This is a genomic window from Rhizobium quercicola, from assembly GCF_021168455.1.
Classification (GTDB): domain Bacteria; phylum Pseudomonadota; class Alphaproteobacteria; order Rhizobiales; family Rhizobiaceae; genus Ferranicluibacter; species Ferranicluibacter quercicola.
This window is the reverse complement of the sequence record NZ_JAJOZR010000001.1, coordinates 434,648-461,262: the sequence shown is the minus strand read 5'-3', so window position 1 is coordinate 461,262 and position 26,615 is coordinate 434,648. Positions and strand designations below refer to the sequence as shown.

General features: G+C 64.7%; 22 protein-coding genes. 17 read left to right on the top strand and 5 right to left on the bottom strand.

The features are described from left to right. Positions 1–13 precede the first annotated feature (13 nt). Positions 14–700 (top strand): cysteine hydrolase family protein, encoded by a 687-nt coding sequence (locus tag LRX75_RS02015; RefSeq protein WP_231811526.1) that lies wholly within the window; start codon positions 14–16, stop codon positions 698–700. 23 nt (positions 701–723) lie between these two features. Here LRX75_RS02015 and LRX75_RS02010 read toward each other — a convergent pair whose 3' ends face one another. Then, positions 724–2,127, bottom strand: a complete 1,404-nt coding sequence (locus LRX75_RS02010) for an aldehyde dehydrogenase family protein (protein WP_231811525.1) — start codon at positions 2,125–2,127, stop codon at positions 724–726. Positions 2,128–2,231: 104 nt separating this feature from the next. Next, the gene (locus tag LRX75_RS02005; protein WP_231811524.1) at positions 2,232–4,073 is read right to left on the bottom strand and encodes a flavin-containing monooxygenase; all 1,842 of its coding nucleotides are present in this window, start codon (positions 4,071–4,073) and stop codon (positions 2,232–2,234) included. Positions 4,074–4,262: 189 nt separating this feature from the next. On the opposite strand from LRX75_RS02005, the gene LRX75_RS02000 reads away from it, so the two are divergent. From LRX75_RS02000 to LRX75_RS01965, 8 genes are all read left to right on the top strand, one after another. Then, positions 4,263–5,444 (top strand): alpha/beta hydrolase, encoded by a 1,182-nt coding sequence (locus LRX75_RS02000; protein ID WP_231811523.1) that lies wholly within the window; start codon positions 4,263–4,265, stop codon positions 5,442–5,444. A 151-nt stretch (positions 5,445–5,595) separates the two neighbouring features. After that, positions 5,596–6,642 (top strand): phosphotransferase family protein, encoded by a 1,047-nt coding sequence (locus tag LRX75_RS01995; RefSeq protein WP_231811522.1) that lies wholly within the window; start codon positions 5,596–5,598, stop codon positions 6,640–6,642. A 46-nt stretch (positions 6,643–6,688) separates the two neighbouring features. Next, positions 6,689–7,951: an acyl-CoA dehydrogenase family protein gene (locus LRX75_RS01990; protein ID WP_231811521.1), complete on the top strand. Its 1,263-nt coding sequence runs from the start codon at positions 6,689–6,691 to the stop codon at positions 7,949–7,951. A 143-nt stretch (positions 7,952–8,094) separates the two neighbouring features. Further along, positions 8,095–8,976, top strand: coding sequence for an SDR family NAD(P)-dependent oxidoreductase (locus tag LRX75_RS01985; RefSeq protein ID WP_231811520.1), 882 nt, complete (start codon positions 8,095–8,097; stop codon positions 8,974–8,976). A 27-nt stretch (positions 8,977–9,003) separates the two neighbouring features. Next, positions 9,004–10,230, top strand: a complete 1,227-nt coding sequence (locus LRX75_RS01980) for a cytochrome P450 (protein WP_231811519.1) — start codon at positions 9,004–9,006, stop codon at positions 10,228–10,230. A 156-nt stretch (positions 10,231–10,386) separates the two neighbouring features. Beyond that, complete coding sequence (locus LRX75_RS01975) at positions 10,387–11,064, top strand: TetR/AcrR family transcriptional regulator (protein ID WP_231811518.1); 678 nt, start codon at positions 10,387–10,389, stop codon at positions 11,062–11,064. A 223-nt stretch (positions 11,065–11,287) separates the two neighbouring features. Beyond that, positions 11,288–11,584, top strand: a complete 297-nt coding sequence (locus LRX75_RS01970; RefSeq protein WP_231811517.1) for an EthD domain-containing protein — start codon at positions 11,288–11,290, stop codon at positions 11,582–11,584. Between the two features lie 23 nt (positions 11,585–11,607). Further along, on the top strand, positions 11,608–13,293 hold the full coding sequence (locus LRX75_RS01965) for an AMP-binding protein (RefSeq protein ID WP_231811516.1): 1,686 nt from the start codon (positions 11,608–11,610) through the stop codon (positions 13,291–13,293). Between the two features lie 36 nt (positions 13,294–13,329). Here LRX75_RS01965 and LRX75_RS01960 read toward each other — a convergent pair whose 3' ends face one another. From LRX75_RS01960 to LRX75_RS01950, 3 genes are all read right to left on the bottom strand, one after another. Then, on the bottom strand, positions 13,330–14,556 hold the full coding sequence (locus LRX75_RS01960) for an NAD(P)/FAD-dependent oxidoreductase (protein WP_231811515.1): 1,227 nt from the start codon (positions 14,554–14,556) through the stop codon (positions 13,330–13,332). A gap of 43 nt (positions 14,557–14,599) precedes the next feature. Beyond that, positions 14,600–16,348, bottom strand: a complete 1,749-nt coding sequence (locus LRX75_RS01955; protein ID WP_231811514.1) for an AMP-binding protein — start codon at positions 16,346–16,348, stop codon at positions 14,600–14,602. A gap of 186 nt (positions 16,349–16,534) precedes the next feature. Further along, positions 16,535–16,834 (bottom strand): hypothetical protein, encoded by a 300-nt coding sequence (locus tag LRX75_RS01950; protein WP_231811513.1) that lies wholly within the window; start codon positions 16,832–16,834, stop codon positions 16,535–16,537. Between the two features lie 376 nt (positions 16,835–17,210). Between LRX75_RS01950 and LRX75_RS01945 the strand changes: the two genes are divergently transcribed. Genes LRX75_RS01945 through LRX75_RS01910 form a run of 8 tightly spaced genes read left to right on the top strand, consistent with a single transcriptional unit; the run spans position 17,211 to position 26,604 of the window. Next, complete coding sequence (locus tag LRX75_RS01945) at positions 17,211–18,419, top strand: acetyl-CoA C-acetyltransferase (protein ID WP_231811512.1); 1,209 nt, start codon at positions 17,211–17,213, stop codon at positions 18,417–18,419. Between the two features lie 10 nt (positions 18,420–18,429). Next, positions 18,430–20,577 carry a 3-hydroxyacyl-CoA dehydrogenase NAD-binding domain-containing protein gene (locus tag LRX75_RS01940; protein WP_231811511.1) on the top strand — a complete coding sequence of 716 codons (2,148 nt, stop codon included), beginning with the start codon at positions 18,430–18,432 and terminating at the stop codon, positions 20,575–20,577. Positions 20,578–20,616: 39 nt separating this feature from the next. After that, complete coding sequence (locus tag LRX75_RS01935) at positions 20,617–21,378, top strand: SDR family NAD(P)-dependent oxidoreductase (protein ID WP_231811510.1); 762 nt, start codon at positions 20,617–20,619, stop codon at positions 21,376–21,378. A 40-nt stretch (positions 21,379–21,418) separates the two neighbouring features. Beyond that, positions 21,419–22,585 carry an acyl-CoA dehydrogenase family protein gene (locus LRX75_RS01930; protein ID WP_231811509.1) on the top strand — a complete coding sequence of 389 codons (1,167 nt, stop codon included), beginning with the start codon at positions 21,419–21,421 and terminating at the stop codon, positions 22,583–22,585. A 10-nt stretch (positions 22,586–22,595) separates the two neighbouring features. Further along, positions 22,596–23,372 (top strand): SDR family NAD(P)-dependent oxidoreductase, encoded by a 777-nt coding sequence (locus tag LRX75_RS01925; RefSeq protein ID WP_231811508.1) that lies wholly within the window; start codon positions 22,596–22,598, stop codon positions 23,370–23,372. Positions 23,373–23,417: 45 nt separating this feature from the next. After that, positions 23,418–24,659, top strand: a complete 1,242-nt coding sequence (locus LRX75_RS01920; RefSeq protein WP_231811507.1) for an acetyl-CoA C-acetyltransferase — start codon at positions 23,418–23,420, stop codon at positions 24,657–24,659. A 3-nt stretch (positions 24,660–24,662) separates the two neighbouring features. Beyond that, the gene (locus tag LRX75_RS01915) at positions 24,663–25,808 is read left to right on the top strand and encodes a CaiB/BaiF CoA transferase family protein (RefSeq protein ID WP_231811506.1); all 1,146 of its coding nucleotides are present in this window, start codon (positions 24,663–24,665) and stop codon (positions 25,806–25,808) included. Between the two features lie 4 nt (positions 25,809–25,812). Further along, a complete protein-coding gene (locus tag LRX75_RS01910; protein WP_231811505.1) occupies positions 25,813–26,604 on the top strand; it encodes an enoyl-CoA hydratase/isomerase family protein in 792 nt (263 codons plus the stop codon). Positions 26,605–26,615: the final 11 nt, after the last annotated feature.

Sequence of the window (26,615 nt, the reverse complement as noted above, 5' to 3'; positions counted from 1 at the left end):
GAAAGAGAACCCTATGAAAGCAACAGTCTATGGCAAGCGGATGGAGCTGCCCGACAGCTTCCGCGAATTCACGGAGCGAGCGGGAACCGTCGCCATCTCCATCGATCTGCATCAGGGACATCTGTCGGACGATCCGGACTGCCCGTGTCCGGCACCCCGGGCGCGCGACGTCGTGGCCGGCGTCGATCGTTTCCACGACCGGGCCCGCAAGCTGGGTGTCCCCGTCATCCATGTGCGCAGCACGTTGCGGCCCGGAGGTGCGGACGACGTCAAGGGTATCCCCGCCGCCTGGCGCATGACGTTTCCGCTCTTCGTCGGGGACATTCCCAATGCGGATGCCCATGCGATCGCCGGAAGCCGCTGGACGGAGTTCGTCACGCGCGTGGAACCCTCCGACCTGATCGTCGACAGCAAGAAGCGCCTGTCCGCCTTCTACCCCACGGACCTCGACTTCCTGCTCCGCAACATGGGCGCCCGGCGGGTCGTCCTGACCGGTTGCATGGCCGACTGCTGCGTGTTGAACACGGCATTCGACGCGTCCAATCTCGGATACCGCGTGACGGTTCTCGAAGATCTGGTCCGCGGCACGGACGAGCCTCTGGAGAAGGCGGCGCTGGCGATGATCTCGCTGCATCTCGGCGTCGTGACCGACAGCGAAACCCTGCTCCGTGTGTGGGAGACGCCGGCCGACGCACGATGAGCGAGAGGTAGCTGTCGCTCGTCTCACGCCGTCCGCACGGTGATCGCCTTGACGGCGGTATATTCGAGGATGCCGTCGAGCGCATTCTCGACGCCCACGCCCGATTGCTTGCGGCCGCCGAAGGGCACGAAGGGCGATAGCGCGGAGGCTTCGTTGATCCAGACGTTGCCGGACTGCAGCCGTTGCGCGACACGGCGGGCGCGCGCCATGTCCTGCGTCCAGACGGTGGCCGTCAGTCCCATCGGGCTGTCATTGGCAAGCGCGATGGCCTCGTCTTCGGTGGAGAATCGGACGATCGGGAGAATGGGGCCGAACTGCTCTTCCCGAACGATACGGCTGTCATGGGGCGGGTTCTCGACGAGCGTCGCGGGGATGAAGTAACCGTTGCCGTCCGGGGCCGTGCCCTGGTGGAGTTTGTACGCATTCGCCCGGCAATCCGCCAGAAGCGACTGGAGACGCTGGAACTGAGGGGCATTCTGGATCGGGCCGAGCATCGCGCCGGGCTGGCCGCCCGGTCCCATCGTCGTCGCGTCGATCTGAAGCCGCATCGCCCGGATAAAATCGTCGTAAATGTCGTCGTGCACATAAATGCGTTTGGTGGCGATGCAGACCTGGCCCGAATTGCCCATGGCGGACCAGAACAGGGCCGGTGCCACGGCGTCCAGCGACACGTCGGGAAAGACCAGGGCGGCGTCGTTGCCGCCCAGCTCCAGCGTCAGCCGCTTCAGGGTCGGCGCGGCGCTTTCCATGACCTTGCGCCCCGTCGCCGTCGAGCCGGTGAAGGAAATCTTGTCGAACCCCTCATGCGCGGTCATCAATGGCCCGAGCGCATCGTCGCCCGACAGCACGTTGACGACCCCTTTCGGGAACTGATCGCGGATCAGGGATCCCATCCGCAAGACGGCAAGCGGTGCCAGCGGCGAGGGTTTGAGCACGACGGTGCAGCCTGCGATCAACGCCGAGGCCAGCTTCCACACCGAGAGGAAGACCGGGAAATTCCAGGGCGCGATGGCGCCGACGACCCCGAGGGGCTCGTGGTGCACTTCGACCCGCCTGTCCGGATTGTCGTCCAGCACGCGGACGGGAATCTCCAGCGTCGCGAGCGCCTTGACCCACTGGACGGCGAGGTCGAGCACCGGCGCGGCGACCGCATGCGGCTTTCCGCCTTCCAGAATATCGAGCGCGACGAGCTCTTCGGCATGGGCGGCGAGGATGTCTCCCAGCCCGCCGACAAGCCGGCGGCGCTCGTCCGGCGGCGTCTCGCGCCAGGCCGGAAAGGCGCGCCGGGCGGCCGCGACGGCCCGGTCCAGCTCTGCTGCACCCGCACAGGGCGCCCTTGCGGTCACCGCCCCGGTGGAGGGATCCACGATGTCGATAAAGGTCGCGGTCGTCTCGCCGGCGCCGTCGATGGTCAGTTCGAACGTCATCTCTCTCCCCTTTTTCCGTCTCGCGTCGAAGACCTCCCCGGCACGCCGATCGACATCGGCTCCTCCTCCGGAACCGGTAATAGCGGTGGTCGTCAAGGCCCGCATCAAACGATGGGAGCGCCGTCCTTGCGAAGCTCGACGCCTTCCATGGTGCCGTCCTCGCGCCATCTGTCGATGATGCCGAAGAACATCATGGGGCCAAGACCATAACCGTAGCCCTTGATGCTTTCGGAATCGATCTTGCCCTCGGCATTGTAGTAGCCCGGCGTGCAAGTCTTGAGAAAGTCCATCATCAGCCCGCTGACGCCGGCGCAATGCTCGACCCATTCGGTCTCGGCAGCCTTGCTGACCTCGACCTCGGACGCGCCGGCAGCCTCCGTCCGGGCGATCACGTAGCTCATATGCCGGGACATCTCGTCCAGCCCGTGGCAGAAGTTCGCGGCAAGCGCCCCCTGCGCCGTCTGGTGGATGAAGAAATTGGGAAATCCGTTGATCAGCATGCCGTGAAAGGTGCTGATGCCATGGCGCGACCAGGTGTCCGACAGATCGAGGCCACCCTTGCCGATGACACTGAAGCCGTTGCGGACGACGGAATCGGCGCCGATCTCGAAACCGGAGGCGAAAATGATACAGTCCACCGGATAGGCCGCCCCGTTGACGACGATCGCGTCTTCGGTGATCTCGTCGATGCCTTTTCCGTCCGTGTCGAGCAGCGTGACATTGTTGCGGTTGAAGGTCTCCAGAAAGCCGTCATGGAAGACCGGCCGTTTGCAGAAGCGCCTGTACCAGGGCTTCAGCCGCTCGGCGACCTCGGGGTCGCGGACGGCGACGTCGATCCGTGCGCGGATCTCGGTCATCTTCTCCGCATCGGCAAGCTCGGCCGCCAGAAGCAGGTCGTCCAGCGTGAAATTGCCGTCCGGCGCCGCGCTCGCAGCCGCGAGGATACGGGTGAAGAGAAAGGTCCAGCCGTCCTGTATGAGGTCCTGTTCCGCCCCGGCGCCGGAGGTCAGCGACGTGAAGTTCTCGATCAGGCGCTTTTGCCAGCCGGGTTCGAGCGAGGCCACCCATTCCGGGTCGAGCGGCTCCTCTGCGCGTGCATCGACCCCGGACGGCGTCCGCTGGACGACGTAGAGATGGCCGGCATGTTCCGCGAGATGCGGAATCAGCTGCACCGAGGTCGCGCCTGTGCCGATGATGGCGACACGTTTGCCCTGCAGGCCAGTCAGCCCGCCATCCGGGCTCCCGCCGGTATAAGCGTAGTCCCAGCGGCTGCTGTGGAACGTGTGCCCCTTGTAGCGATCGACGCCGCGGATGCCCGGAAGCTTGGGGCGTGAAAACGAGCCTGTGGCGGTCAGCACGTATTTGGCGCGGATCCGGTCGCCCTGCACCGTCGAGACGAGCCAGCACGACTCGTCTTCCAGCCAGCGCAGTTCACGGACTTCCGTCTGGAACAGACCGTGCGGCTGAAGCCCGAAATGCGCGACCAGACGCTTTGCGTGCTGGTGAATTTCCTGGCCGCTCGCATAATTGCGCGGCGGCATGTAGCCGACCTCTTCCAGGAGCGGCAGGTAGACATAGGACTTCATGTCGCAGGCCAGGCCCGGATATCTGTTCCAGTACCACGTGCCGCCGAAGTCGCCGCCCTTTTCGATGATCATGATGTCGTCGATACCGGCTTTCTTGAGCCGGATCGCAGTGAGAATGCCGCCGAACCCGCCGCCGATCACCACGGCCTGCCGGGTGGTCTCGATCGGTTGCCGTTCGACACGTTCGACATAGGGATCATCGACGAAATAGGAAAAATCGCCCTTGGTCTGCAGATATTGCTGGTTGCCTTCCTCGCGAAGCCGCTTGTCACGCTCCTCGGCGTAACGGCGACGCAAGGCCTCCAGATCGATGTCGGAAGTCCGGCCGACATCGGCCCGATCTTGCACGGTCACAGTCATGATTGCTCCTCCCATCGCGCGGGGATCTCCCGAACGATATATTCCTCGAGGGAAACGCTAATTAATCAACATAGACTAGTCAACACGTATTAGTTCGGTATATGAATATAAATCGGAGGGGCACGGCGGAGGGAACCGATCGCCGTGGTGGCTGCCTTGGTGGCCAATATCAAACTGGGAGGACCACACGTGATCACTGTCCTGCTTATCGCACTTGCCGGCATCGTATCCGTCTTTATTGCGACGATTGCCATTCTCGCCGTCCGCTCGGCGCCCGAAGACCTTCGCTCGTACGACGTGCCGTCGGGCACGCTGGTGATGACGGATCAAGCGTCGCTCGCCGCCTATACGGAGATGGCGACGGCGTTTGCCGACATGGGCAAGGCATTCGACGCCATGCCGGAAGCCGAACGTCTTGCGACCGTGCGGGCGGCGCTCGACGGCATGGGGGAGGCCAAGAGCTTGGAGGAGACCGTCGTGCCGGTGGATGCCGAAGGCGTTTCCGGCGAATGGGTGCTTCCGGCGCATGGCCGGGTCCTGCGGAAGATCCTCTATATTCATGGCGGCTTCTTCAGCATGGGAAGTCCGGTCAGCCATCGTGCGATGACGACGCGTCTGGCGCGTGAGTGCGATGCGGCGGTTTTCGCCCCGCGCTACGCGCTGCTGCCCGAGAACCCGCGCAAGCGAATGGTTGGCGATTGCCGGCGCGCCTATGCGTGGCTGGCGGCCGCTCCCGTGCCGGGCTGGCCGACGATGCTGCCCATCACCGTGGCCGGCGATTCCGCCGGCGGCAATCTCGCTCTGGTCACCGCACGCTGGGCATCGCGACAGACCGGTCTCGATCATCCGGCGTCCGTTGTGGCCCTGTCGCCGGCCACCGACGCCACCATGTCGTCCCTGACGCGCGCCAACCGCAAGGACGATATTCTCGTGGGGCCGACCCTCGATCCGGTGCTGAAGTTGGCGCCGCTCGTCTGGCGCCTTGCCATTCTGGCAAAATTCAAGGTCTGGCCGAACGATCCCGAGATCTCGCCGCTCTTCGGAGACCTGTCGCGGCTGCCGCCGACCTTCATCCAGGTGGGGAGTTCCGAGCTGATGCTCGGTGATTCGCTGCGATATGCGAACAAGGCACGCGCGCAAGGATCCGACGTGCGGCTGCAGCGCTGGACCGGACTGCCCCATGTCTGGCACCTGATGGATCTGGATGCGGAGGCTGCACGGCAGTCCTGGCAGGCCATCGCCGCCTTCATCTCCGATCCCGCCGGAGCGTCGTCCGGGCCGCGCGACGATGATCGGGATGCGGTCGCGCCCTTTCCAGACCGCACGACCGCGTCCTCGACCCAGACGCCATTGCCGAAAGCGCTGCCGTAGACGGCGGCACCCGTCCCGGTCGGTTCGCCCGCCCGCCCGCCACGTCACTGACAGACCTATCATCGACCGCAAGGGGTCGCCGTGCCGCGACATCGGCTGGCGCGTCCGGTGCGCGCCCGCGCTCGTGCGGAACATCAGCAGGAGAAACATCATGACACCCGCAGACAACATGCCGGCACAGGCTGGACCGGGACTCGACATCGCCGCTCTCGAACGCTACCTGATCGCCGCCGTTCCCGGATTTTCCGGGCCGGTCGTTGCGGAGCCCATCGCCGGCGGGCAATCCAATCCCACCTTTTTCCTCACGAGCCCGAGCCATCGGCTGGTCCTGCGCAAGCAGCCCGGCGGTTCCGTGCTGCCTTCGGCCCACGCCGTTGATCGGGAGCACCGTATCCAGCACGCCTTGTGGGACAGCCGCGTACCGGTTCCGCGCATGGTGCATTTCTGCGGCGACCGCTCGGTCATCGGCACGCCGTTCTATGTCATGGAGCGGATCGAGGGGCGCATCTTCGGCGATTGCCTGCTCGAGGCGGTGTCGCCCGCGCAACGCAAGGATCTTTACAGGTCCGCAGCCGAAATGATGGCGCACCTGCACGCCGTCGACTGGCAGGGGGCGGGCCTCGGTGACTACGGCCGGCCCGGCGCCTATTTCGAGCGGCAGGTGGCGCGCTGGACCAAGCAGTGGCAACAGGCGCGCACCCGCGATCTCGAGGAGATCGACGCTCTGATCGACTGGCTGCCGCGCCACTTTCCGGCATCGCAGGCGAGCACCATCGTCCACGGCGACTTTCGCATCGGCAATCTCATGTACCATCCGACGGAGCCGAGGGTCATCGCCGTTCTCGACTGGGAGCTGTCGACCATCGGCGATCCGATGGCCGATCTGGCGCATTTCGGCATCGCCTGGGATGCCTCGCCGGAGGAATATTGCGGCCTGAAGGGCGTCGATCTCGCCGCAGCCTCTCTGCCCGACCGGCAGGAATTTCTCGGCTGGTACGGCGACGCCGGCGGACGGGCGGAGGACTTCACCAGCTTCCACCGGATTTTCGCCCTCTTCCGCTTCGCCGTCATCATGGAAGGCATCGCGGTGCGCGCCCAGAACGGCAATGCCGCCTCCGAAAGCGCGGAACGCGTCGGCCGTCTTTCGGAAAATTTCGCCCGTCGGGCCGTGGACATCATGACGCAGGCCGCCGCCTGAGACGGTATCGCCCGACAAGATTGCCAGACAACAGGGAATTCGAGACATGGATTTTGGGTATTCGGACAAGGTCGAGCAACTCTGCACGCGCCTGCGCGATTTCATGGAAGCGCACGTTCTGCCGGCAAATGTTGCCTGGCATCGTGTCTGCGAGGAGGGGCGTTATCCCCTCGAACTGATGGACCGCCTCAAGGCCAAGGCCTTTTCCGAAGGGCTCTGGAACCTCTTCTTGCCGCATCTGAAGGAGGGCGAGCCCGGGACGCGGCTGAGCAATCTCGAATATGCACCGCTTGCCGAGATCATGGGCCGTGTGCCCTGGTCGCCGGAAGTGTTCAATTGCAGTGCGCCGGATACCGGCAATATGGAACTGCTGCATATGTTCGCGACGCCGGAGCAGCGCGAGCGGTGGCTGATCCCGCTGCTCGACGGGCGCATCCGCTCCTGTTTTGCCATTACCGAGCCGGACACCGCGTCTTCCGATCCCACCAATCTCCAGACCACGGTGCTGCGCGACGGCGACGACTATGTGATCAACGGGCGCAAATGGTTTACGACCGGCGCGCGCCATCCCAACAGACAGGTCGTCATCGTCATGGGCCTGTCCGACGCGAGCCCGGACGCGGACCGGCATGCGCGCCACTCGATGGTTCTCGTGCCGTTCGACGCACCGGGTCTGCAGATCGTGCGCGACGTCCCCATCATGAACCATCATGCGCCGGAAGGGCATTGCGAGATCGTGTTCCGGAATGTCCGCGTCCCCGCCTCCAGCCTTCTCGGGGAGGAAGGCAAGGGCTTCGCGCTGGCGCAGGCGCGGCTTGGTCCGGGCCGCGTCCACCACTGCATGCGCATCATCGGGCAGTGCGAACTGGCGCTCGACCTCATGCTGGAGCGGGCCATGTCGCGGCGCACCTTCGGCCGCGCCCTCTCGGACTATTCCAACATTCAGGACTGGATCGCCGAATCGCGCATCGAGATCGATCAGCTGCGTCTGCACGTGCTGCGCGCCGCCTGGCTCATCGACAAGCACGGCAATCAGGCGGCGCGCGTCGATGTTTCCGCCATCAAGGTGTCGGCCGCGCGCGTCCAGCTGAAGGTGGTCGATCGCGCCATTCAGGTGTTCGGCGCCATGGGCCTGACACCGGACACGCCGCTCGCCGACCTGTGGACCTGGGGTCGCGCCATGCGGTTTGTCGACGGGCCGGACGAGGTGCATCTGCGCACCATCGCGCGGGACGAACTCAAACGGGCCAAATCCCGGATCGGTGCTGCCGCGGATTATCTCGTGCCGCCGCGCGCCGACGAGGCGTAAGGGGCCAGATGGGCCGGCACGGCGCGCTGCAAGTTTTGTTCGATTTAGACTAGTCATGAAGGACTAATAATGCGATGCTTGAGAGGGCCGGACGGAAGATCGCCACAAGCGATACGACGTTCGGGAGGAGCCTGGGAGGGCACATGGAACTGACCGGAAAGACCGCCTTCATCACCGGAGGCGCCAGCGGGATCGGCCTTGCCTTTGCACGGCAATGTGCCGGATACGGCGCGACCGTGCTGCTGGCGGATATCGAGGACGCGGCCCTTCAGGCGGCAGCCTCCGGCCTGCGCGACATGGGCGCGAAGGTCGGCACCTATCGCCTCGACGTATCCGACCGCGTCAATTACGAGGCCGTCGTCGATGCCGTCATCGTGGAGTATGGTGCGCCCTATCTGCTCTTTAACAATGCCGGCGTCGCCTGGAAAGCGCCGGCGTCCATCGCGACGCCCAGCGACTGGGAATGGCTCGTCAAGGTCAACATCCTCGGTCTCGGCTACGGCATTTCTCTGATCGTTCCCAAGATGGTGGATGCCGGGGTCGGTGGCTACGTGGTGAACACCGGGTCGATCTCCGGCCTCCTGACGCCCGTCGGCACGGCATCGGTCTATGCGATGACCAAGCATGCCGTGGTGGCGATTTCCGAGGCGCTCGCGCATGAACTGCGCGGCTGCGGCATCCATGTGGCGGTGGTCTGCCCGGGGCAGGTGGCGACCAACATCATCAATTCGGACCGCAATCTGGCAAGCGGCGTTGCCGGCGCGTCCATCAGCCAGGCCGGCCCCGAAGAGCGGGCCTTTTCCAGCAGCATGGTCGCCAGGGGTCTGTCCCCGGACGAGGTCGCCATCCGCACCTTCAAGGCGCTGGAGGAGAGGCGGACCTATGTCATCACCCATCCGGAATACAAGGACGACATCATTGTCCGGCACCGGCAGATCGAGAACGCCATCACCGGTGCGCCGGAGACGGATGTCGATCTGCTCGCCCTCGTCAAGTCGATGATAACACTGGAGCCGCTGACCTGAACCGTCGCGTGAAAAAAGAGGTGTAAAATGATGGATTCCAATTCGCCAGACCTTCCGCGCGGGCTCGAACTGACCTCGCTGTCTCCGACCTTCCGCGACGATCCCTTCTCCGTGCTGAACGGGCTGCGCGATTCCGTCGCCGTGCTAGAGGACGGCCAGCTTCGCGATCATGTCGTCTTCCGTGCCGATCTGGTGCAGAAAGTTCTCACCGACCAGACATTGCTGGTCGATCCCCGCGCCCTCGCGCAGACATCGACGCGCATCATGCGCGGCGAGGATATGTCGGTCGAGACATCCATGCTGCATGCGGACGGCGCGCGGCACAAGCGGTTGCGCACCCTGATGCTGAAGGCCTTCAACAACCGTCGTCTCGAAGCCTTCCGCGAGCGGGCGCGGGAAATCTGCAACGAACTGCTGGATGCGGCCGGCGCGGAATTCGACTTCGTCCAGCAGATCGCGCGGCCGATGCCGACGAAGGTCATCATCGAGCTGCTCGGGGTCGATCGATCGCTGGGCGAAGAGTTCAAGGTCTGGTCCGATCAGGCCATTGCCTTCAAGCTGAACCCCTTGGCCGACGAGGAAACCCGCACGATCGGCGCCGAGGGCCTCGCAGCGATCGACAGGACGGTTGCCGACGAGGTGAACCGCCGCCTGTCGTCCGGCGACCGGCCCGACGACCTGATTTCCGGGATGATGGATGCCCAGACGAGCACGGGCGAGACGTTCTCCGTCGCGGAAATCTCCCAGCATGCCCAGCTTCTGCTGATCGCCGGCAATCAGACGACGACCGATCTGATGGGGACCATGGTCAAGAGCCTGATGGAGCAGGGAACGAGCTATGCCGATCTGGTGCGCGACCCGGCTCTCATCCCGAGCGCCGTCGAGGAGGCCATCCGCTTCGAGCCGCCGATCTTTGGAACCGAACGCATCACGCAGGAAGAGGTCGTCATCGAGGGGGTTTCGATACCGAAAGGTCACGTGATCACCGCGCTGTTGACCGCCGCCAACCGCGATCCGAAAATGGTCGAGCGCCCCGACGAATTCGATATCCACCGCAGCCAGATCAAGCATGTCTCTTTCGGGGGCGGGGCCCATCGGTGCATCGGCGCGCCGCTGGCCAAGCTGGAATGCGAGGTTCTGCTGCAGGAGATGGTTCGCCGTTTTCCCGCGATGAAACGGGCCGACCGCGCCTATGCCTACGATCCGAATCCGGGTTTCCGGGGGCTGGAGTTCTACTGGCTCTGCAAGAACTGATGCCCGACCCCGGAGACCGTCGGGGCAGGGGCTGGAAGGGCGACGGAGAGGGGAGTCCGTGCCTGCAGGGTCGTCCGTCCGCGCCTGCACGCAAATGTGTTGGCCATCTTGCGAACCTCGATTAAAACCTCCGTTCTACGCAAGACGGAGGTGCGCGTGACAGGAGAAAAGCAGAAGAAGGGCTCGATGAGACGGGGCGACATCACGCGTCAGAAAATCCTGGATAGCGCGATCGATCTCGTTGCCGAGGCCGGCTACACGAACACGACGACGCAGGCCGTTCTGGATCGGTCGCACCTCAGCCGCGGTTCGCTGTTGCATCAGTTCGGGACGCGGCACGAATTGATGGTGACGACGGGGCAGGAGGCGATCCGCCGGATGCTCGGATCGATCGAGGTGCGGATGTCGCAGGCGGGGGGCGCGCTCGAGGGCTTGTTCCGCTTCCCGGACATTCTCTGGGAGGTGGTGATCGAGCCTCCGGCGCTGGCGCTTCACGAGATCCAGATGGCATCGCGCTGGGACCGGGATCTGTTCGAAGGGCTCAAGGAACAGATTCTTCTCGGCGAAATCTACGTCGAAAAGAGCATTCGGGCGATCGCCATGCGCTATTCGATGGTGGATGTGGAAGGGTATATGATCGATCTGGCGATCATCAGCGATGCGATGCCCGGGCTCGCCGCACGCCGGTCGCTCGCCAGCGATCCGGCCCGTATCGCCACCGAACTTCAAGTGCTGAAGGCCTGGCACTTCGATGGACTGAACAGGCGGCTGCCGGAGACACATCGCCGGACCGCCGAACAGATGAACGGTGCCTCCCCGGCGACTGTCGCCTGACGGCAGACCGGATGGCCCTCCATCCGGCGCCGGCCTGGGCGGAGCCGGCCGGCAGCTCGAGCATGTCCGGTGAATGCCGGATCACCGAAACACTCTCTGTCGTTGTCATCGGCGCATAGCCTGACGGCAACCTGAACGCGCTTTGCCTGGAAATGCCTTGGCCGCATCGGTCAGGGCCGGCCCCGCGCGTCACCCGATCTATGGTTCAAGGAGGACTTCAATCATGTTGCGCATCACCGTGTCCTATACCATCGGCCCTGCCGGCCGCTTCGATCTCGATTACTACACGACCCGGCATGCCCAACTGGTGCATCGCCTGTGCGACCCCGTCGGGCTGCAGCGTTTCGAAGTCGACCATGACAGGGGCGCCGGCATCGTCTCCGCACAGCTCACCTTCGGTGCGAGCGACACGGTCATGACCGATCTGGCCGCCGTATCGGCAGAATTGGCCGCCGATGGCGCGAACTTCACCGATATCACGCCGACGATGACGACCGCCGCCATCGTTCACCAGAGCTGATGAAAGGGCATAGGATGACCGCCATGCCCATCGAACGTTCTTTCGAACCGCCACGCCCGTGGGAAGCGATCCACCATGCGCTCGGGGTGAGCGCGCCTGCGCCGGAAACCACGCCGCTCGGCCTGCGCGTCAGCGAGGCGGCGGCCAGGATCCCCGACCATTCGGCGCTGTTTTTCGAAGGACGGCGGATCAGCTATGCCGAACTCGACCGCAGTGCCAACCGGCTCGCCAATGCCCTGGCCGCACGCGGCGTCGGCAAGGGCGATGTCATCGCCCTGCATCTGCCGAACACGCCGCAATTCGTCATCGGCCTCGTGGCGGCGTCCAAACTCGGGGCCATCGCCTCCGGCGTCTCGACGCTGCTCGCGCCGGGCGAACTGGCGTTCCAGCTCGCCGATTCCGGCGCAAAGGTCCTTTTGACGCTCGATACGCTGGCGGCGGCGCGGCTCGCGGCCATCGACCGGCTTCCCGCATCGCTTTCCACGGTCGTCGTCACCTCCGCGATGGAGTTCTTCACATCCGCACCGGTCGATCTTCCAACGCTCGCCGTCGAAACGGTCGTATCCTTCACCGGTCTGCTGGAAGGCTGCAGCGCGGATTTCCGGCAGGTTCCCGTGTCCGGCGACGATATCTTTCTCCTGCAATATACCGGCGGGACCACGGGGAGGCCCAAGGGGGCGATGCTGTCGGTCGCCGCGGTCATGACCAACCCGGTCACGGCCAATATCTATGAGCCCTATGTCTATGGCGCCGAACGGATGGCGGCGCCCTTTCCGTTCTTCCATATCGGCGGCGTCGCCGGGCTCATCGGCGCGCTGGCCGCCGGCGGAGAGTTCCTCGTGGTCCTCAATCCGCGCGACCTCGAAAAGTTCGTGGACGAGGTCATCCGCATGCGACCGACACGCCTGGGCGCCATCCCGACATTCTACCAGATGCTGTTGAACTTCCCCCGGTCGGACGAGATCGATTTCAACGAGCTGAAGATCGCTGTCACGGGTGGCGCGCCGATTACCGGGCAGGACCGCCAGCGCCTCGATCACCGGTTGGGAGCCGGCAAGCTGTCGGATTGTTTCGGTATGACCGAGACGTCGTCCGTCTATGTCGGCAATCCGCCGCTGCGCTGCAAGCCGGCAGCGCTCGGCATCCCCGTTCCGGGCGCGGACGTGCGGATCGTCGATGTCGAGACCGGCCTGCAGACGTTGCCGCCCTTCGAGCGGGGGGAGATCATCACCTCCGGCGTTCACGTGATGGCTGGATACTGGGGCATGCCCGAGGAGACGGCGCATGCGCTGCGGCCGCTGGACGGCAAGACCTGGATGTACACCGGCGATGTCGGCTACATGGACGAGGAGGGGTATGTCTATATCGCCGACCGCGCCAAGGACATGCTGATCGTCGGCGGCTTCAAGGTGTTCTCGCTCGAGGTCGAGGACGTCGTTCGCCGGCTGCCCTTCGTCGCGTCGGCTGCCGCGATCGGCACACCGGATCTGGAACGAGCCGGCAACGATATCGTCAATCTCGTCGTCCAGCGCAACGAGGCCGGCCGGGTCCAAACCGAAGACGCGCTGATCGAGGCCATTGTCCGGCATTGCCGGCACGAACTCGCACCCTACAAGATCCCCAAGCACGTGTCTTTCGTCGACGCCATCCCGCTGACATCCATCGGCAAGATCGACAAGAAGGCGCTGCGCGCCACCCTCGGCCGGTAGAAGCGTCCCGGTCCCCTGCGGGCCGGGAGCGGATGCTTACGCGAGCAATTGCCGGAGATCCTCGATCGTCTCGAACCGCGCGGGATCGGCCGGTTTTCCGGCCTCGATCAGCCGTGTGCCAACCATATAGGCGCGGGCATCGTTGATGGCGTCCACCGCCAGAAGCCGGCTGCCGGCGAAGTACCAGACGCTGGCGGGCCCGCTCTCCGGCCCCATTTCTTTTCCGGCCGCAGAACCGCGCGTGACGATCCTGTCATATCCGGCGCCGAGCCCCGCGATCTGCAGTTTGCGATCGTACTGATCGGACCAGAACCACGGTTTCGGACGGTAGGCCTTGCCCGCACCCAGCATGTTTTCGGCGACGGTTTCGGCATGGGCGACGGCATTGCCGACCGATTCCAGACGCAGGCGAATGGCTCCGTGCGGAAAGGAGGCGCAATCGCCCGCGGCCCAGAGGTGCGGCACGCTGGTTTCGCCGAATGCGTCGGTGCGAATACCGTTTTCGATCACGCATCCCGCCTGGACCGCCAGCTCGGTGGCGGGCAGGACGCCGATACCGACGATGACGAAATCGGCCGGCACTTCCTCGCCGTCCGTCAGCCGCGCGGCCCTGACCGCACCGTCGCCCACCAGTCTGTCCAGCCCGACGCCTTCGACGATCCTGACGCCGTGTGCGGCGTGAAGCGCGCGGAAATAGTCCGATGTTTCCGGCGCGGCGACGCGATGCAGAATGCGCGGCGCCATCTCGACCACGGTGACTGCGAGCCCGCGCTTTGCCGCCACGGCCGCCGCCTCCAGCCCGATATATCCTCCGCCGACGATGACGAGCCTTTGCCCGGCGACGAAGCGGTGGCGCATGGCATTGACGTCATCCAGTCCGCGCAGCGTGTAGACGCCCGACAGGTCGCCGCCGACCGTGGCCGGCAGCCTGCGCGGCGCAGCCCCGGTCGTGAAGGCGAGTTGGTCAAAACGCAGCCTGTCGCCACCGACGGTCAGAATGTGCGCTTCGGCATCGACCGAGGCGACCCGTTGCCCCAGTCTCAGGGTGATCCGGTTGTCCCGAAAAAAGTCCGGCGCCCGCAACCAGAGCCGGGAGGCCTCGATCTCTCCCAGAAGATAGGCCTTCGACAGCGGCGGCCGCTGATAGGGCGGACTGTTCTCCTCGCCGATCAGCGTGATCTCGCCATCGAACCCCGCGCTGCGCAGCCTGGCGACCAGAGTAGCGCCCGCCTGTCCGGCGCCAACCACCACGAAATGTGCCATAGACGGTCTCCCTTTGATGATGGTCCGCACCTGCCGAGACGGGTCAGGGGCGCAACGCGACCAGAATCCGCTTCTGTTCGGCGGACTGCAGCGCAAGCTTTTCCGCAAGCTCTCCGTAGACGGTTTCCACCCTGTCCCGTTTCAGCTTCAGCGTGGTGGTGAGAAAGCCGTTGTCGATCGCCCATTCCTCATCGGCGACGATGACGGCGCCGATCCGTGCATGTTTCTCGACCCCGGCGTTGATGGCCTCGGCCCGCTGGCTCAACCGTTGCGACAGGTCTTCCGGCGCGGCGTTGCGGCCGGCCTGGGAAAGCGTGCAGATCATCACCGTCTTGGAATAGCCACGCCCGAGCAGACAGCGTTGATCCACTTCGGCCTGCTTGGCGAAGGCGTCCTCCATCGGCAGCGGCGCCACGTATTTTCCGTGTATCGTCTTGAAGTAATCCCGGATGCGGCCGGTGATGTAATAGAAGCCGTCCTCATCGACGCGGGCGCGATCGCCGGTATGGACCCAGCCGTCCACGAAGGTTTCGGCTGTCTTCTCCGGATCCTTGAAATAGCCGGGCGAGAAGCCGTCACCTTTCACGAGAAGTTCGCCCTCATGCGAAAGCCGGGCCTCGATCCCGTCGACCGGCTTGCCGATCGAGCCGAGGCGCATGACGTCGCGGCGGGTGCACATCAGGCCCATGGCCTCGGTCTGCCCGAACCCTTCCAGAAGCGTGAAGCCGAGCGATTCGTAGAATTCCAGCAGCGATCTGGAAATGGGCGCGGAGCCGGACAACAGCACCTTGACGTCCTCGAAACCCAGAAAGGCCCGTGCCGTCTGCGCCGTCGTGGCGGCATCGGCCGCATAGGCGGCCTCGAATGCGGCGCGGCCGCCGAACGACGCCAGGATCTCCTGCTGGAATTGCTCCCAGACGCGCGGCGCGCCGAAGAAAAATGTCGGCCGTGCCTGTCGCATGTCGCGCAGCAGCGTCGTGCGCTTTTCCATGAAGCTGATGCTGCCGCACTGAACCAGGCTCATTGCGAAAATCTGTTCGCGTTCGGCCAGATGCGACAAAGGCAGATAGGAGAGAAAGCGGGGGAATCGTTCGATTTCCAGAGGCTCGGTCGAGCGCAGCATGGGGGCGATGAGAGAGTGGTGCGTGTGCATGACGCCCTTCGGCACACCGGTCGTCCCGGACGTGTAGACGATCGTCACGACATCGTCGCTCCGCCCGGCATAGGCGGGCTGCCGGCCATGATACTTCTGCAACAGATCGGACCAGTCATGATCGGCATCGACGTCCGGCGTCTGCGGCAGACGCACGATCGTCACATGATCGGGGATCACGTCGCGCACTTTCTGCCAGTTCTCGGCTTCGCCGACGAACAGGATATCGATCTCGGAAAATTCGACGATGTAGCGGGTGATGTCAGCTGACTGTGTCGTGAAGATCGGCACCGTGACATTGCCCGAGGCCATGATCGCGAGATCCGCGAGGATCCAGTGGGCACGGTTGCGCGACAGGATCGAGATGTTGCGCCCGCGTGCCGGAAGCGTCTCCTCGATCCAGGAGGCCAGCGCCAGCGCTTCCGCCGCCGCCTGCGCCCAGGTCCATGCGCCATTGTCTCCATCCGGCCGGCCGGCCGGCCCGGGCCATGGCTCGAAAAGCCAGACACGGTCCGGGTAGCGACGGCTCCAGTCCTTCATCAGAGCGACCAGATCGTGAATTTGCTCTTCGGCGCACCACGATTCGTCGCGTTCGGGCGCACCCGCACCATCCGTCGGCCGGGCGTTGGCTTCGGTCATCGTTCTCTCCTCCCATCGCTGCCGGCACGGCACAGAGCCACCCACTCTGTCTCCGCGCCGGACGAACGGCCCGCAAGCACCACGGACCGCACGATCATCGATGTTACCGTTTTCCGGAAACCTGCAGGCTGTTTCTTTACATGGGCTCCGGTGGATCCGTCGCCCCGTTTCGGCGGTTCAGCCGTGTCAGATCAGCTTTCCCGTCATCGCCGCATTGCCGAACGGGCCGAGCTTGACGTTCCCCGTCAGGCTGTTGTCCTCCTGAATATGCGCAGTGAACTCCAGAAGTGCCGGAACGGGCTTCGTGACGTTGTTGGTCCAGGTGACGGTCGTTCCCTGAACCTTCGGATTGTCGATCGGGCCGGTCGCGGTCGCATCCGACATGCTGCCCGTGATCGTATCCCCGTCCTGATGAAGTTCGACCATCGGCGTCTGGACCCCCATCGGCGTTTTGATCGACAGCTGCCACTTTCCATGAATTGCCATTTTATGTCCTCCTCCTCATTCGCCAGAGAGCCATGCGGCCTGACGTAAACTAGTCATGCACGACTACTTATCTCTGTCAAGCATCATGGCAGCGCCTGGAACGAGGGCCCGGGCCGGCACGGGAAAGCGACGCGGACGCGAATTAAAAGTGTTTGACTAGTCATCATAGACTATTTATGGTCCAGTGACGATCGTGGACAGCGGACGCCGGAACAGGCGCGCCGGCCTTGCCATTCGATCAGGGAGACTGCGACCGGGAGGGCGCAACACCGACAGCACCGGACTCTGACCACGCGGCCCCTGAGGCAGCGAGCGCGGGTGCATGTCTGGAGCTGCCGATGTGGTTGCGAACGAGGGCTTTGAAGGGAGGCTGAGCATGGCGGAAGCTGCGTTTATTTACGAGGCGATACGGACGCCGCGATCCAGGGGCAAGCCGAATGGCGGCCTCAACGAGGTCAAGCCGATCAATCTGGTGGCCGGTCTCCTCAGAGAGATGCAGGTGCGGCACGATCTGGATACGTCACGGGTGGACGATCTGGTCATGGGCTGCGTCAGCCCGACGCTCGAGCAGGGCGGCAACCTGCCGAAGGTCGCGCTTCAGAGGGCAGGGTGGAGCGAGAAGGTTCCGGCCGCACAGGTGAACCGGTTCTGCGCATCCGGGCTCGATACGTTCAACACCGCCGCCGCGCGCGTCGCGTCGGGCTGGGAAGACCTGATTTGCGCCGGCGGCTTCGAAAGCATGAGCCGCGTGGCGATGGGGTCCGATGGCGGACCGATCGCCGAGGACCCCGAGACCGGTTTCGCGACGCGTTTCGTGCCCCAGGGCATCGGCGCGGATCTCATCGCGACGATCGACGGCAATGATCGCGAGCGGGTGGATCAGGTGGCGCTGGCCAGCCAGCGCAAGGCGGCTCATGCGCAGACCAGCGGCTGGTTCGACCGCTCGGTCGTTCCCGTGCGCGACGATTCCGGTGTCGTCATTCTGGAGCGTGACGATTTCCTCCGTCCGGAAACGGACATGCGCGCCCTGGCGTCGCTGAAGCCGAGCTTCGAGGGCATGGGGCGGATGGGTTTCGATGCGGTGGCCCTGTCGAAATACCGGCATGTGGAGCGGATCGACCATGTCCACACCCCCGGCAACTCGTCCGGCATCGTCGATGGCGCATCGCTGGTGCTGGTCGGAAACGAACGGATCGGGCGGGCCCTCGGTCTCACGCCAAGGGGCCGGATCCTCTCGGTCGCGGTCACGGCCACCGAACCGACGATCATGCTGACCGGTCCGGGGCCGGCTGCCACAAAGGCGCTGGAGAAGGCCGGGCTGACGGCCGAGGACATGGACCTCGTCGAAATCAACGAGGCGTTCGCGGCCGTCGTGCTGCGGCTTCAGAGCGACCTGAACGTTCCCGATGAAAAGCTGAACGTCGTCGGCGGCGCCATCGCCATGGGCCACCCTCTCGGCGCGACGGGGTCCATGCTCGTCGGCACCGTTCTGGACGAGCTGGAACGGCGCAAGGCCCGGCGGGCTCTGATCTGCCTGTGCGTCGGCGGCGGCATCGGCATCGCCTCGATCATCGAACGCGTCTAAGGAGAGCACTGTGACGGAATATCACTGGAATCTGGATACGGACGGCATTGCGACGATCACGTTCGACGCATCCGGCAAATCGGCCAATACGATGACGGCGGCCTGGGTCGCGGCGATGGAAGAGATCATCGCGCGCCTCGGCGCCACGAAGGACCTTTCCGGCGTCGTGCTCGCATCCGCCAAAAGCACCTTTTTTGCCGGCGGCGATCTTCAGGACATTCTCGGCAATGTCATGGGGGCGGACGATCTGTTCGCGATGATCGAGCGCAACAAGGCGCCCTTCCGCGCGCTGGAGAAACTGCCGGTTCCCGTCGTGGCCGCGATCAACGGGGCGGCTTTCGGCGGTGGCTACGAAATGTGCCTTGCCGCCAACCGCCGGATCATCGTGGCCTCCCCGAAGGCGGTCGTCGGCCTGCCCGAGGTGACGCTCGGCCTTCTGCCGGGGGCGGGCGGCATCGTCCGGCTGACGGCCCTGCTCGGGCTCAAGGCGGCACTGCCGCTGCTGACCGAAGGCACGATGCTCCCGCCGCAAACGGCGCTTTCGCTCGGCCTGGTCGACGAGATCGTCGAGGGGGTGGAGGATCTGATTCCCGCCGCAAAGGACTGGATCCGCGCCAATCCGAAGGCCGCGACCCAGCCGTGGGATAGCCGGGGCTTCCGCTATCCCGGCGGAGATGCCGATGCGCCGAAGATTCGCCAGCTGGCCATGGTGGCGCCGCCGATGCTGTTTGCCAAGACACGCGGACTGATGAAGGCACCCGAGCGCATCCTCGACATTGCCGTGAATTCGATGCGCATGGGCTTCGAAAGCGCCTTGCGGGCGGAGACACGGGGCCTCTGCGCTCTCATTCCCTCGGTCGAGGCGAAGGCGGCGATCAGCTTCTCCTTCTTCGGCATGCAGGACATTCGGTCGGGCCGGTTCCGGCCGGAAGGCGCGCCTGTGACCTTCACGAAATCTGCGGTCATCGGCGCCGGCATGATGGGCGCCGGCATCGCCTGGGCGCATGCCAGCCGAAAGCTCCCCGTCGCCCTGAAGGACGTTTCCCTGGAGGCGGCCGAAAAAGGCAAGGCCTATTCCGAGAAGCTGGTCGCGAAGGCGTCCGGGCGCGGCCACATGAGCGCGGAGCAGGCCGCCGGGCTGCTGGCGTTGATCGAGCCCACGGCCACGGACAGCCCGCTTCGAGGGGCGGATCTCATCGTCGAGGCCGTCTTCGAGGACATCGATCTGAAACGCCGGGTCATTCAGGAAAGCTTTCCGCTGCTGGCCGATGGGGGCATCTACGGCTCGAACACCTCGACCCTGCCGATCTCCGTTCTTGCGGAGTCCTGCCCGGATCCGACCCGTTTCATCGGGCTGCATTTCTTCAGCCCCGTGGACCGGATGAAGATCGTGGAAATCATCGTCGGTGCCAAGACGAGCCAGGACACAGTGCGAAAGGCCTATGATTACGCCCGCCAGATCGGCTACCTGCCGATCGTCGTCAACGATTCCCGCGGCTTCTTCACGAGCCGGGTCTTCGGCACCTTTCTCGACGAGGGAATGCAGCTGCTGCAGGACGGCGTCGATCCGGTGGTGATCGAGCGTTCCGCCTGGAATGCGGGCATGCCTGTCGGTCCCTTCGCGGTTCAGGATGAGATTTCGCTGAGCCTGTCGAAAATGGCGATGGTGACCCACAAGACCCTGGACGGCATGCTGGGCGTCGTCTCTGGTTTTGGCCGTCAGAACACGGCCACCAACCGGATCGTGCCGGCCATGTGCGATCTCGGACGGGGCGGCCGGGCCAGGGACAAGGCGGGCTTCTATGATTATCTCGAAGATGGCACCAAGAGGCTCTGGCCGGGCCTTGCCGATTTCGTCATCGAAAATCGCCACGTTCCGGACCAAGACGTGTCGGACCGCCTGATCTACCGTCAGGCCCTGGAAACGCTGCGCTGCCTTGACGAAGGCGTTCTGCGCACGGAGGTTGAAGGCAATATCGGTTCGGTCATCGCCATCGGCTTTCCGCGTCACACCGGCGGGGCGCTCCAGTTCATCCGATCGACCGGCATCGACGCTTTCAAGACCCGCTGCGACCAGCTTTCGAGCGCCTATGGCGAACGCTTCAAGGTTACGGCGCAGCAGCTGGAAAAGCTCGATGGCTATCGTCTCGCAGCCTGATCGGCACAGCGCGCTGGCACGTCGGAACAGGAGACCATCATGAAACTGACCGAAACCGTGGCCGTCGTGACGGGCGGCGCCTCCGGCCTTGGCGAAGCCTGCGTGCGCAATCTCGTCGTCGGCGGTGCCCGGGTCGCGATCCTGGATCTCGATGCGGACCGCGGCGAGAGGCTGGCGCGCGATCTGAACGGCGCGGCCCATTTCGCAAGGGCCGATGCCACCAGCGAAAGCGACGTCTCGGCGGCGCTCGACGCCTGCCAGTCTGCTTTCGGCAAGGTCACCGCCGCGATCAACTGCGCCGGCATCGCCGTGGCCGTAAAGACCATCGGCAAGGCCGGGGCGCATCCGCTGGCGCTCTACAGGAAGGTCCTCGACGTCAATCTCGCGGGCACCTTCAACGTCTGCCGGCTTGCAGCCGAGCGGATGCAGGCCAATCTGCCCGACGAGAACGGCGAACGGGGCGCCATCGTTCTGACGGCATCGGTCGCCGCCTTCGATGGCCAGAAGGGGCAGGCCGCCTATGCCTCCTCGAAGGGCGGGATCGTCGCTTTGACGTTGCCGATGGCGCGAGACCTCGCCGATGTGGGCATCCGGGTCAACACCGTGGCGCCGGGACTGTTTCTGACACCGATGATGGAAGGTCTGCCCCAGCCGGCGCAGGACGCGCTGGCGCATCAGCCTCTCTTTCCCAAGCGCCTCGGCAAACCATCGGAACTGGCCTCGCTCGTCCGGTTCCTGGTCGAGTGCCCCTACATCAACGCGGAGACCATCCGGCTCGACGGCGGCGCCCGGCTGCCCTGACGTCAGCCGCATCGCGCCGTCTCATAAGGAAACAGGAATCATGCAGCAGAGAAACTTTACCGAGGAACAGGACCTCTTCCGGCAGTCCTACAGGAAGTTCCTGGACGCCGAGGTCAAGCCGTATATGCCGCAATGGCGCAAGGACGGGATCGTCCCGCGCGAGATTTTCCGTAAGGCGGGCGATCTCGGCATGCTGATGATCTGGCCCGAGGAGAAATATGGCGGGCTGGGCGAAAGCGATTTCCGCTTCGAGCAGGTGATCATCGAGGAGACGGCGCGCGCCGGCTGCAGCGAATGGTACAACACGCTCCACAGCCGGCTCGTCGGCCCCTACTTCAAGAATTTGGGCACGGAGGAACAGCGCGAGCGCTTCTTGCCCAAATGCGTCACCGGTGAAACCATCCTCGCCGTGGCGATGACGGAAGCCGGGGCCGGCAGCGACCTTGCCGGCATGAAGTCCACCGCAAAGGACATGGGCGACCATTTCCTCCTCAACGGCTCGAAAACCTACATCTCGAACGGCATCAATGCCGACGTGGTGATCACGGCGGCCAAGCTCCACGGCGCGGAGGGTCGCCATGCGATGGTTCTCCTCATCGTCGAGCGCGACATGGAAGGGTTCACCCGCGGGAGAAACCTCGACAAGATCGGTCTTCACGCACAGGACACGGCCGAATTCTTCTTCGACAACGTCAAGGTGCCGAAGGAGAATGTGCTCGGAACGCCGGGCAAGGGCTTCTACCATCTGATGGAGGGGCTGGCCGAGGAACGCCTGATCGCCTCCTGCGGCTATCTTGCCGTCGGCCGGCGCGCCTTCGACATCACGCGCGACTATGTCATGCAGCGCGAGGTCTTCGGAAAGCCGCTGTCGCAGCAGCAGAACACGCAGTTCCGCATGGCCGAGATGGATGCGGAGCTCGATATCTACCAGGTCTATGTCGATCACTGCGTGGCCGAGCACAATGCCGGGCGGCTGACCGCCAACCTCGCTGCCAAGGCCAAAATGGTCGGAAGCGAGCTGGAATGGCGCATGGCCGATCTCGGCCTGCAGATGCATGGCGGCGCCGGCTATATGGAAGAATACGAGATCTCGTCGATCTTCACCGCCTCGCGGATGAGCCGGATCTACGCCGGAAGCGCGGAGGTGATGCGGTACATCATCGGCCGCGACGTCTTTTCCCAGAATTATCAAAGCATCCTGAACTGAGGGGGATCACATGAATCTCAATGGAATCACGGCCGTCATCACCGGCGGCGCGTCCGGTCTCGGGGCCGCCACCGCCAGACTTCTCGCGTCGCGCGGCGCACGGGTCGGCATTTTCGATCTCAACGACACATTGGGCACAGCGCTCGCGAAAGAGCTCGGCGGCGCCTATGCCAAGGTTAACGTGTCGTCCGAGACCGACGTCGACCAGGGTTTCGCCACGATAAGGCAAGCCCTCGGGCAAGAGCGCATCCTCATCAATTGCGCCGGTATCGGCAATGCCATCAAGACGATTTCCCGTGACCGGGACAGCGGCGCGATCACGCATTTCCCCCTGGCCGACTTCGAGAAAATCATTCAGGTCAACCTGATCGGCACCTTCCGCTGCATCGCCAAATCGGCGGCCGGCATGGCGCTCCTGCCGCCGATCGACGGGGAACGCGGGGCGATCGTCAATACGGCATCCGTGGCGGCGGAAGACGGACAGATCGGCCAGGCCGCCTATTCCGCCTCGAAGGGCGGCGTCGTCGGTATGACACTTCCCATCGCCCGCGATCTCGCCCGCGAGCTGATCCGCGTGAACACCATCCTGCCGGGCATCTTCGACACGCCCCTGCTGCAGTCGGCGCCCGAGACCGTCAAGCAGGCGCTCGCGGCCCAGGTCCCCAACCCGTCGCGCCTGGGCGATCCGGCCGACTATGCCGCGCTTGCCGTTCACATGTGCGAAAATTCCTATTTCAACGGCGAAGACGTGCGTCTCGACGGCGCGATCCGCATGGCGCCGCGCTGAGCAGGCACGGCAACGCGACGCGCGACACATTCAGGGAGATAGACAATGTCTGACGCCTATATCATCGATGCCTGCCGGACCCCGCGCGGCATCGGAAAAGCCGGAAAAGGGGCCTTGGCGCATCTGCATCCGAGCTATCTCGGATCGACCGTGCTGCGAGCACTTGCGCGCCGCAACGATCTCGATACCGGGGAGGTGGACGACGTGATCTGGGGCACGTCCGCTCAGGTCGACAAACAGTCCTGCGATCTCGGCCGGATGGCAGCCCTGAATGCGGGTTATGACGTGGCGGCGAGCGGCGTCACCCTCGACCGCTTCTGTGGCTCGGGCATCACCGCTGTCAGCCTTGCCGCCGCGCAGGTCCGCTCCGGTTTCGAGGATTGCGTCGTCGCCGGCGGCAGCGAGATGATGAGCTTCACCGCCACCGCGGGCCTGTCTCCGATCGTGGATGCGGGGAACACCGATCTGCGGGCCTTGCATCCGCAATCGCAGCAGGGCGTCTGCGCCGATGCGATCGCGACGCTTGAGGGGATCACGCGCGCCGACGTCGATGCTCTCGCGGTGGAAAGCCAGAGACGCGCCGCCGCCGCCATCGAAGACCGGCGGTTCGACCGCTCGCTGATCGCCGTCCATAACCCCGACGGGTCGCTGGCGCTCGATCGCGAGGAATTTCCGCGGCCGGGCACCACGCTCGAAACGCTGGCGGGCCTGAAGACGTCCTTCGACAAGATCCGGGACATCGTGGCGGACGAACGCACCGGGGAAACCTATGGCATGCTGATTCAGCGCCGCTATCCGCAGATCGATCGCTTCGACCATGTGCATCACGCCGGCAACTCCTCGGGCGTCGTCGATGGCGCGGCCGCTCTCCTGCTGGCATCGAAGGCCTTCGCCGCGAAACGCAGATGGAAGCCCCGCGCCCGGATCGTCGCCACCGCCAATATGGGCGACGATCCGACCCTGATGCTCAACGCGCCGGTGCCTGCCGCGCGCAAGGTGCTGGAGAAAGCCGGGCTGACCATCGCGGATATCGATCTCTTCGAGATCAACGAAGCCTTTGCCGTCGTCACCGAGAAATTCATCCGGGATCTTCGGCTCGACCGGGAGAAGGTCAACGTCAATGGCGGCGCGATCGCGCTTGGCCACCCGATCGGCGCGACCGGCGCGATCCTCATCGGTACGCTCCTCGACGAACTCGAGCGTCAGGACAAGCGTTATGGTCTCGTCACCATGTGCGCCGCCGGCGGGCAGGCGCCTGCGATCATCATCGAACGGCTGGGCGGTTGAACCATGGATGTCCAGCCGAAGCCTCTCACCGGATATCGCGTCGTGGAACTGGGCGCGATCGGACCGGGCCCCTATTGCGGCCAGCTTCTGGCCGATCTCGGCGCCGATGTCATCGTCGTCCACCGGCCCGGCCCGGACCTGCCGAGCGTCGATGCGCGGGGCAAGCGCTCCATCGTGGTCGATCTGCGCAAGGCCGGCGCGGCGGACATCGTGCTCGATCTTGTCGAGACGGCCGATGTGCTGATCGAGGGCAACAGGCCGGGTGTCGCCGAACGGCTGGGTGTCGGGCCGCTGGCCTGCCTTGAGCGCAACCCCGCACTGATCTACGGGCGGATGACCGGCTGGGGGCAGACAGGACCTTGGGCCGGCATGGCCGGACACGACATCAACTATATCGCGCTCACGGGCGCGCTGCTCGCACTCGGCAAGGACGGCGAGCCGCCACCGCCGCCGCTCAACCTCGTGGGCGATTTCGGCGGGGGATCGCTGTTTCTCGCGCTCGGCATCGTTTCGGCCCTGCTGCGCGCACAGAAAACCGGGACGGGCGATATTATCGATGCCTCCATCCTCGATGGCACATCGTCGATGATGGGCGTGGTGCATTCGCTGACCGCGAATGGCCAATGGACGGCGGCGCGCGGTGCGAACCTGCTGGACGGCGGAGCCCCGTTCTACCGCTGCTACCGCACCAGCGACCACAAGTTCATGGCCGCCGGCGCGATCGAGCCGCAGTTCTTCGCCAGGATGCTGGGTGTCCTCGGAATCGATCCTGTGGACTTCGGTCCTCAGAACGATCCTGCCGCCTGGCCAGCCCAGCATCGGATCCTCGAAAAGGTCTTCGCATCGCGGAACCGCGACGATTGGGCCGCGCTCTTCGACGGGGTCGATGCCTGCGTCACGCCCGTGCTAGACTATCTGGAGGCGCCGTCTCACCCGCAGAACAGGGCACGGCGCTCGCACCTGCGCGCTGGCGACCTCGTGCATCCGCATGAAGCGCCGCGCTTTGCCGGTTCCTCCGCCGACTGGACGCCCCCGGCGGTTCGTCCGCGCGGGGCCGATACGGCTCAGATCGTGCCGCAAGCCGCAGGCGGCGGGGACTATCGTCGCGAAACGGCCGATCGCGAGGCCATCGCGGCCGAAAGGGAGTAGCGCCATGACCGCAGAGAACGAGACCGTCATCTACGCCGAATTCGCGCATGTGGCCCTCATCAGTTTCAACCGGCCCGATGTGATGAACGCATCGAGCTATGCGCTGCGCGCGAGCCTGTCCGAGGCCATGGACAAGGCGGAGGCCAATCGCGAGATTCGCGTCGTCGTCCTGACGGGGGAGGGGCGCAGCTTCGGGGCCGGCGCGGACCTGACGGAAGGCTTCACCGAGCGCCGTGGCACGATCAACGAGCATATCCTCAAGGATCACGCACGGCTGATCGACAATATCGCGCAATCCGACAAGACCTATATCGCCGCCCTGCCGGGTGCGACGGCCGGCGTCTCGCTCGCCTATGCCCTGTCGTGCGACATGATCATCATGGCCGAGAACGCCTTTCTCTACTCGCCTTTCGCAGGCATCGGCCTCGTGCCGGACGGCGGCACGTCATGGATGCTGTTGCGCGCTTTCGGCTATCACAAGGCCTTCGAAATCATCGCCGACCAGCGCCGCGTCACGGCAGCGGAATGCTTGGAGGCCGGGCTTGCCAATCAGGTGGTCCCAGCGGACACCTTGCGGCAGACGGCTCTTGCGCGGGCGGAAAAACTGGCGACGCAAGGGGCGCCTTTGAGCCTGAAATATACGAAGAAGATCCTGCGGCATGCGATGGATGCCGGACGCGAGGCCACCACCCGGCTGGAGGCCGACTTCCAGTTCATCTGCAATGCCAGCAAGGACAAGGCCGAGGGGATAGAGGCGTTCCTGCAGAAGCGTAAGCCGAATTTCAGCGGATCGTGACGGTCGCAGGC

Bases quoted from the DNA above. Each gene is read 5' to 3' on its own strand.
- LRX75_RS02015 (WP_231811526.1), top strand. From the start codon at position 14: ATGAAAGCAACAGTCTATGGCAAGCGGATGGAGCTGCCCGACAGCTTC.
- LRX75_RS01960 (WP_231811515.1), bottom strand. From the start codon at position 14,556: ATGGCACATTTCGTGGTGGTTGGCGCCGGACAGGCGGGCGCTACTCTG.
- LRX75_RS01985 (WP_231811520.1), top strand. From the start codon at position 8,095: ATGGAACTGACCGGAAAGACCGCCTTCATCACCGGAGGCGCCAGCGGG.
- LRX75_RS01980 (WP_231811519.1), top strand. From the start codon at position 9,004: ATGATGGATTCCAATTCGCCAGACCTTCCGCGCGGGCTCGAACTGACC.
- LRX75_RS01990 (WP_231811521.1), top strand. From the start codon at position 6,689: ATGGATTTTGGGTATTCGGACAAGGTCGAGCAACTCTGCACGCGCCTG.
- LRX75_RS01945 (WP_231811512.1), top strand. From the start codon at position 17,211: ATGGCGGAAGCTGCGTTTATTTACGAGGCGATACGGACGCCGCGATCC.
- LRX75_RS01950 (WP_231811513.1), bottom strand. From the start codon at position 16,834: ATGGCAATTCATGGAAAGTGGCAGCTGTCGATCAAAACGCCGATGGGG.
- LRX75_RS02005 (WP_231811524.1), bottom strand. From the start codon at position 4,073: ATGACTGTGACCGTGCAAGATCGGGCCGATGTCGGCCGGACTTCCGAC.
- LRX75_RS01965 (WP_231811516.1), top strand. From the start codon at position 11,608: ATGCCCATCGAACGTTCTTTCGAACCGCCACGCCCGTGGGAAGCGATC.
- LRX75_RS01995 (WP_231811522.1), top strand. From the start codon at position 5,596: ATGACACCCGCAGACAACATGCCGGCACAGGCTGGACCGGGACTCGAC.
- LRX75_RS02010 (WP_231811525.1), bottom strand. From the start codon at position 2,127: ATGACGTTCGAACTGACCATCGACGGCGCCGGCGAGACGACCGCGACC.
- LRX75_RS01920 (WP_231811507.1), top strand. From the start codon at position 23,418: ATGTCTGACGCCTATATCATCGATGCCTGCCGGACCCCGCGCGGCATC.
- LRX75_RS01970 (WP_231811517.1), top strand. From the start codon at position 11,288: ATGTTGCGCATCACCGTGTCCTATACCATCGGCCCTGCCGGCCGCTTC.
- LRX75_RS01930 (WP_231811509.1), top strand. From the start codon at position 21,419: ATGCAGCAGAGAAACTTTACCGAGGAACAGGACCTCTTCCGGCAGTCC.
- LRX75_RS01915 (WP_231811506.1), top strand. From the start codon at position 24,663: ATGGATGTCCAGCCGAAGCCTCTCACCGGATATCGCGTCGTGGAACTG.
- LRX75_RS01935 (WP_231811510.1), top strand. From the start codon at position 20,617: ATGAAACTGACCGAAACCGTGGCCGTCGTGACGGGCGGCGCCTCCGGC.
- LRX75_RS01955 (WP_231811514.1), bottom strand. From the start codon at position 16,348: ATGACCGAAGCCAACGCCCGGCCGACGGATGGTGCGGGTGCGCCCGAA.
- LRX75_RS01925 (WP_231811508.1), top strand. From the start codon at position 22,596: ATGAATCTCAATGGAATCACGGCCGTCATCACCGGCGGCGCGTCCGGT.
- LRX75_RS01910 (WP_231811505.1), top strand. From the start codon at position 25,813: ATGACCGCAGAGAACGAGACCGTCATCTACGCCGAATTCGCGCATGTG.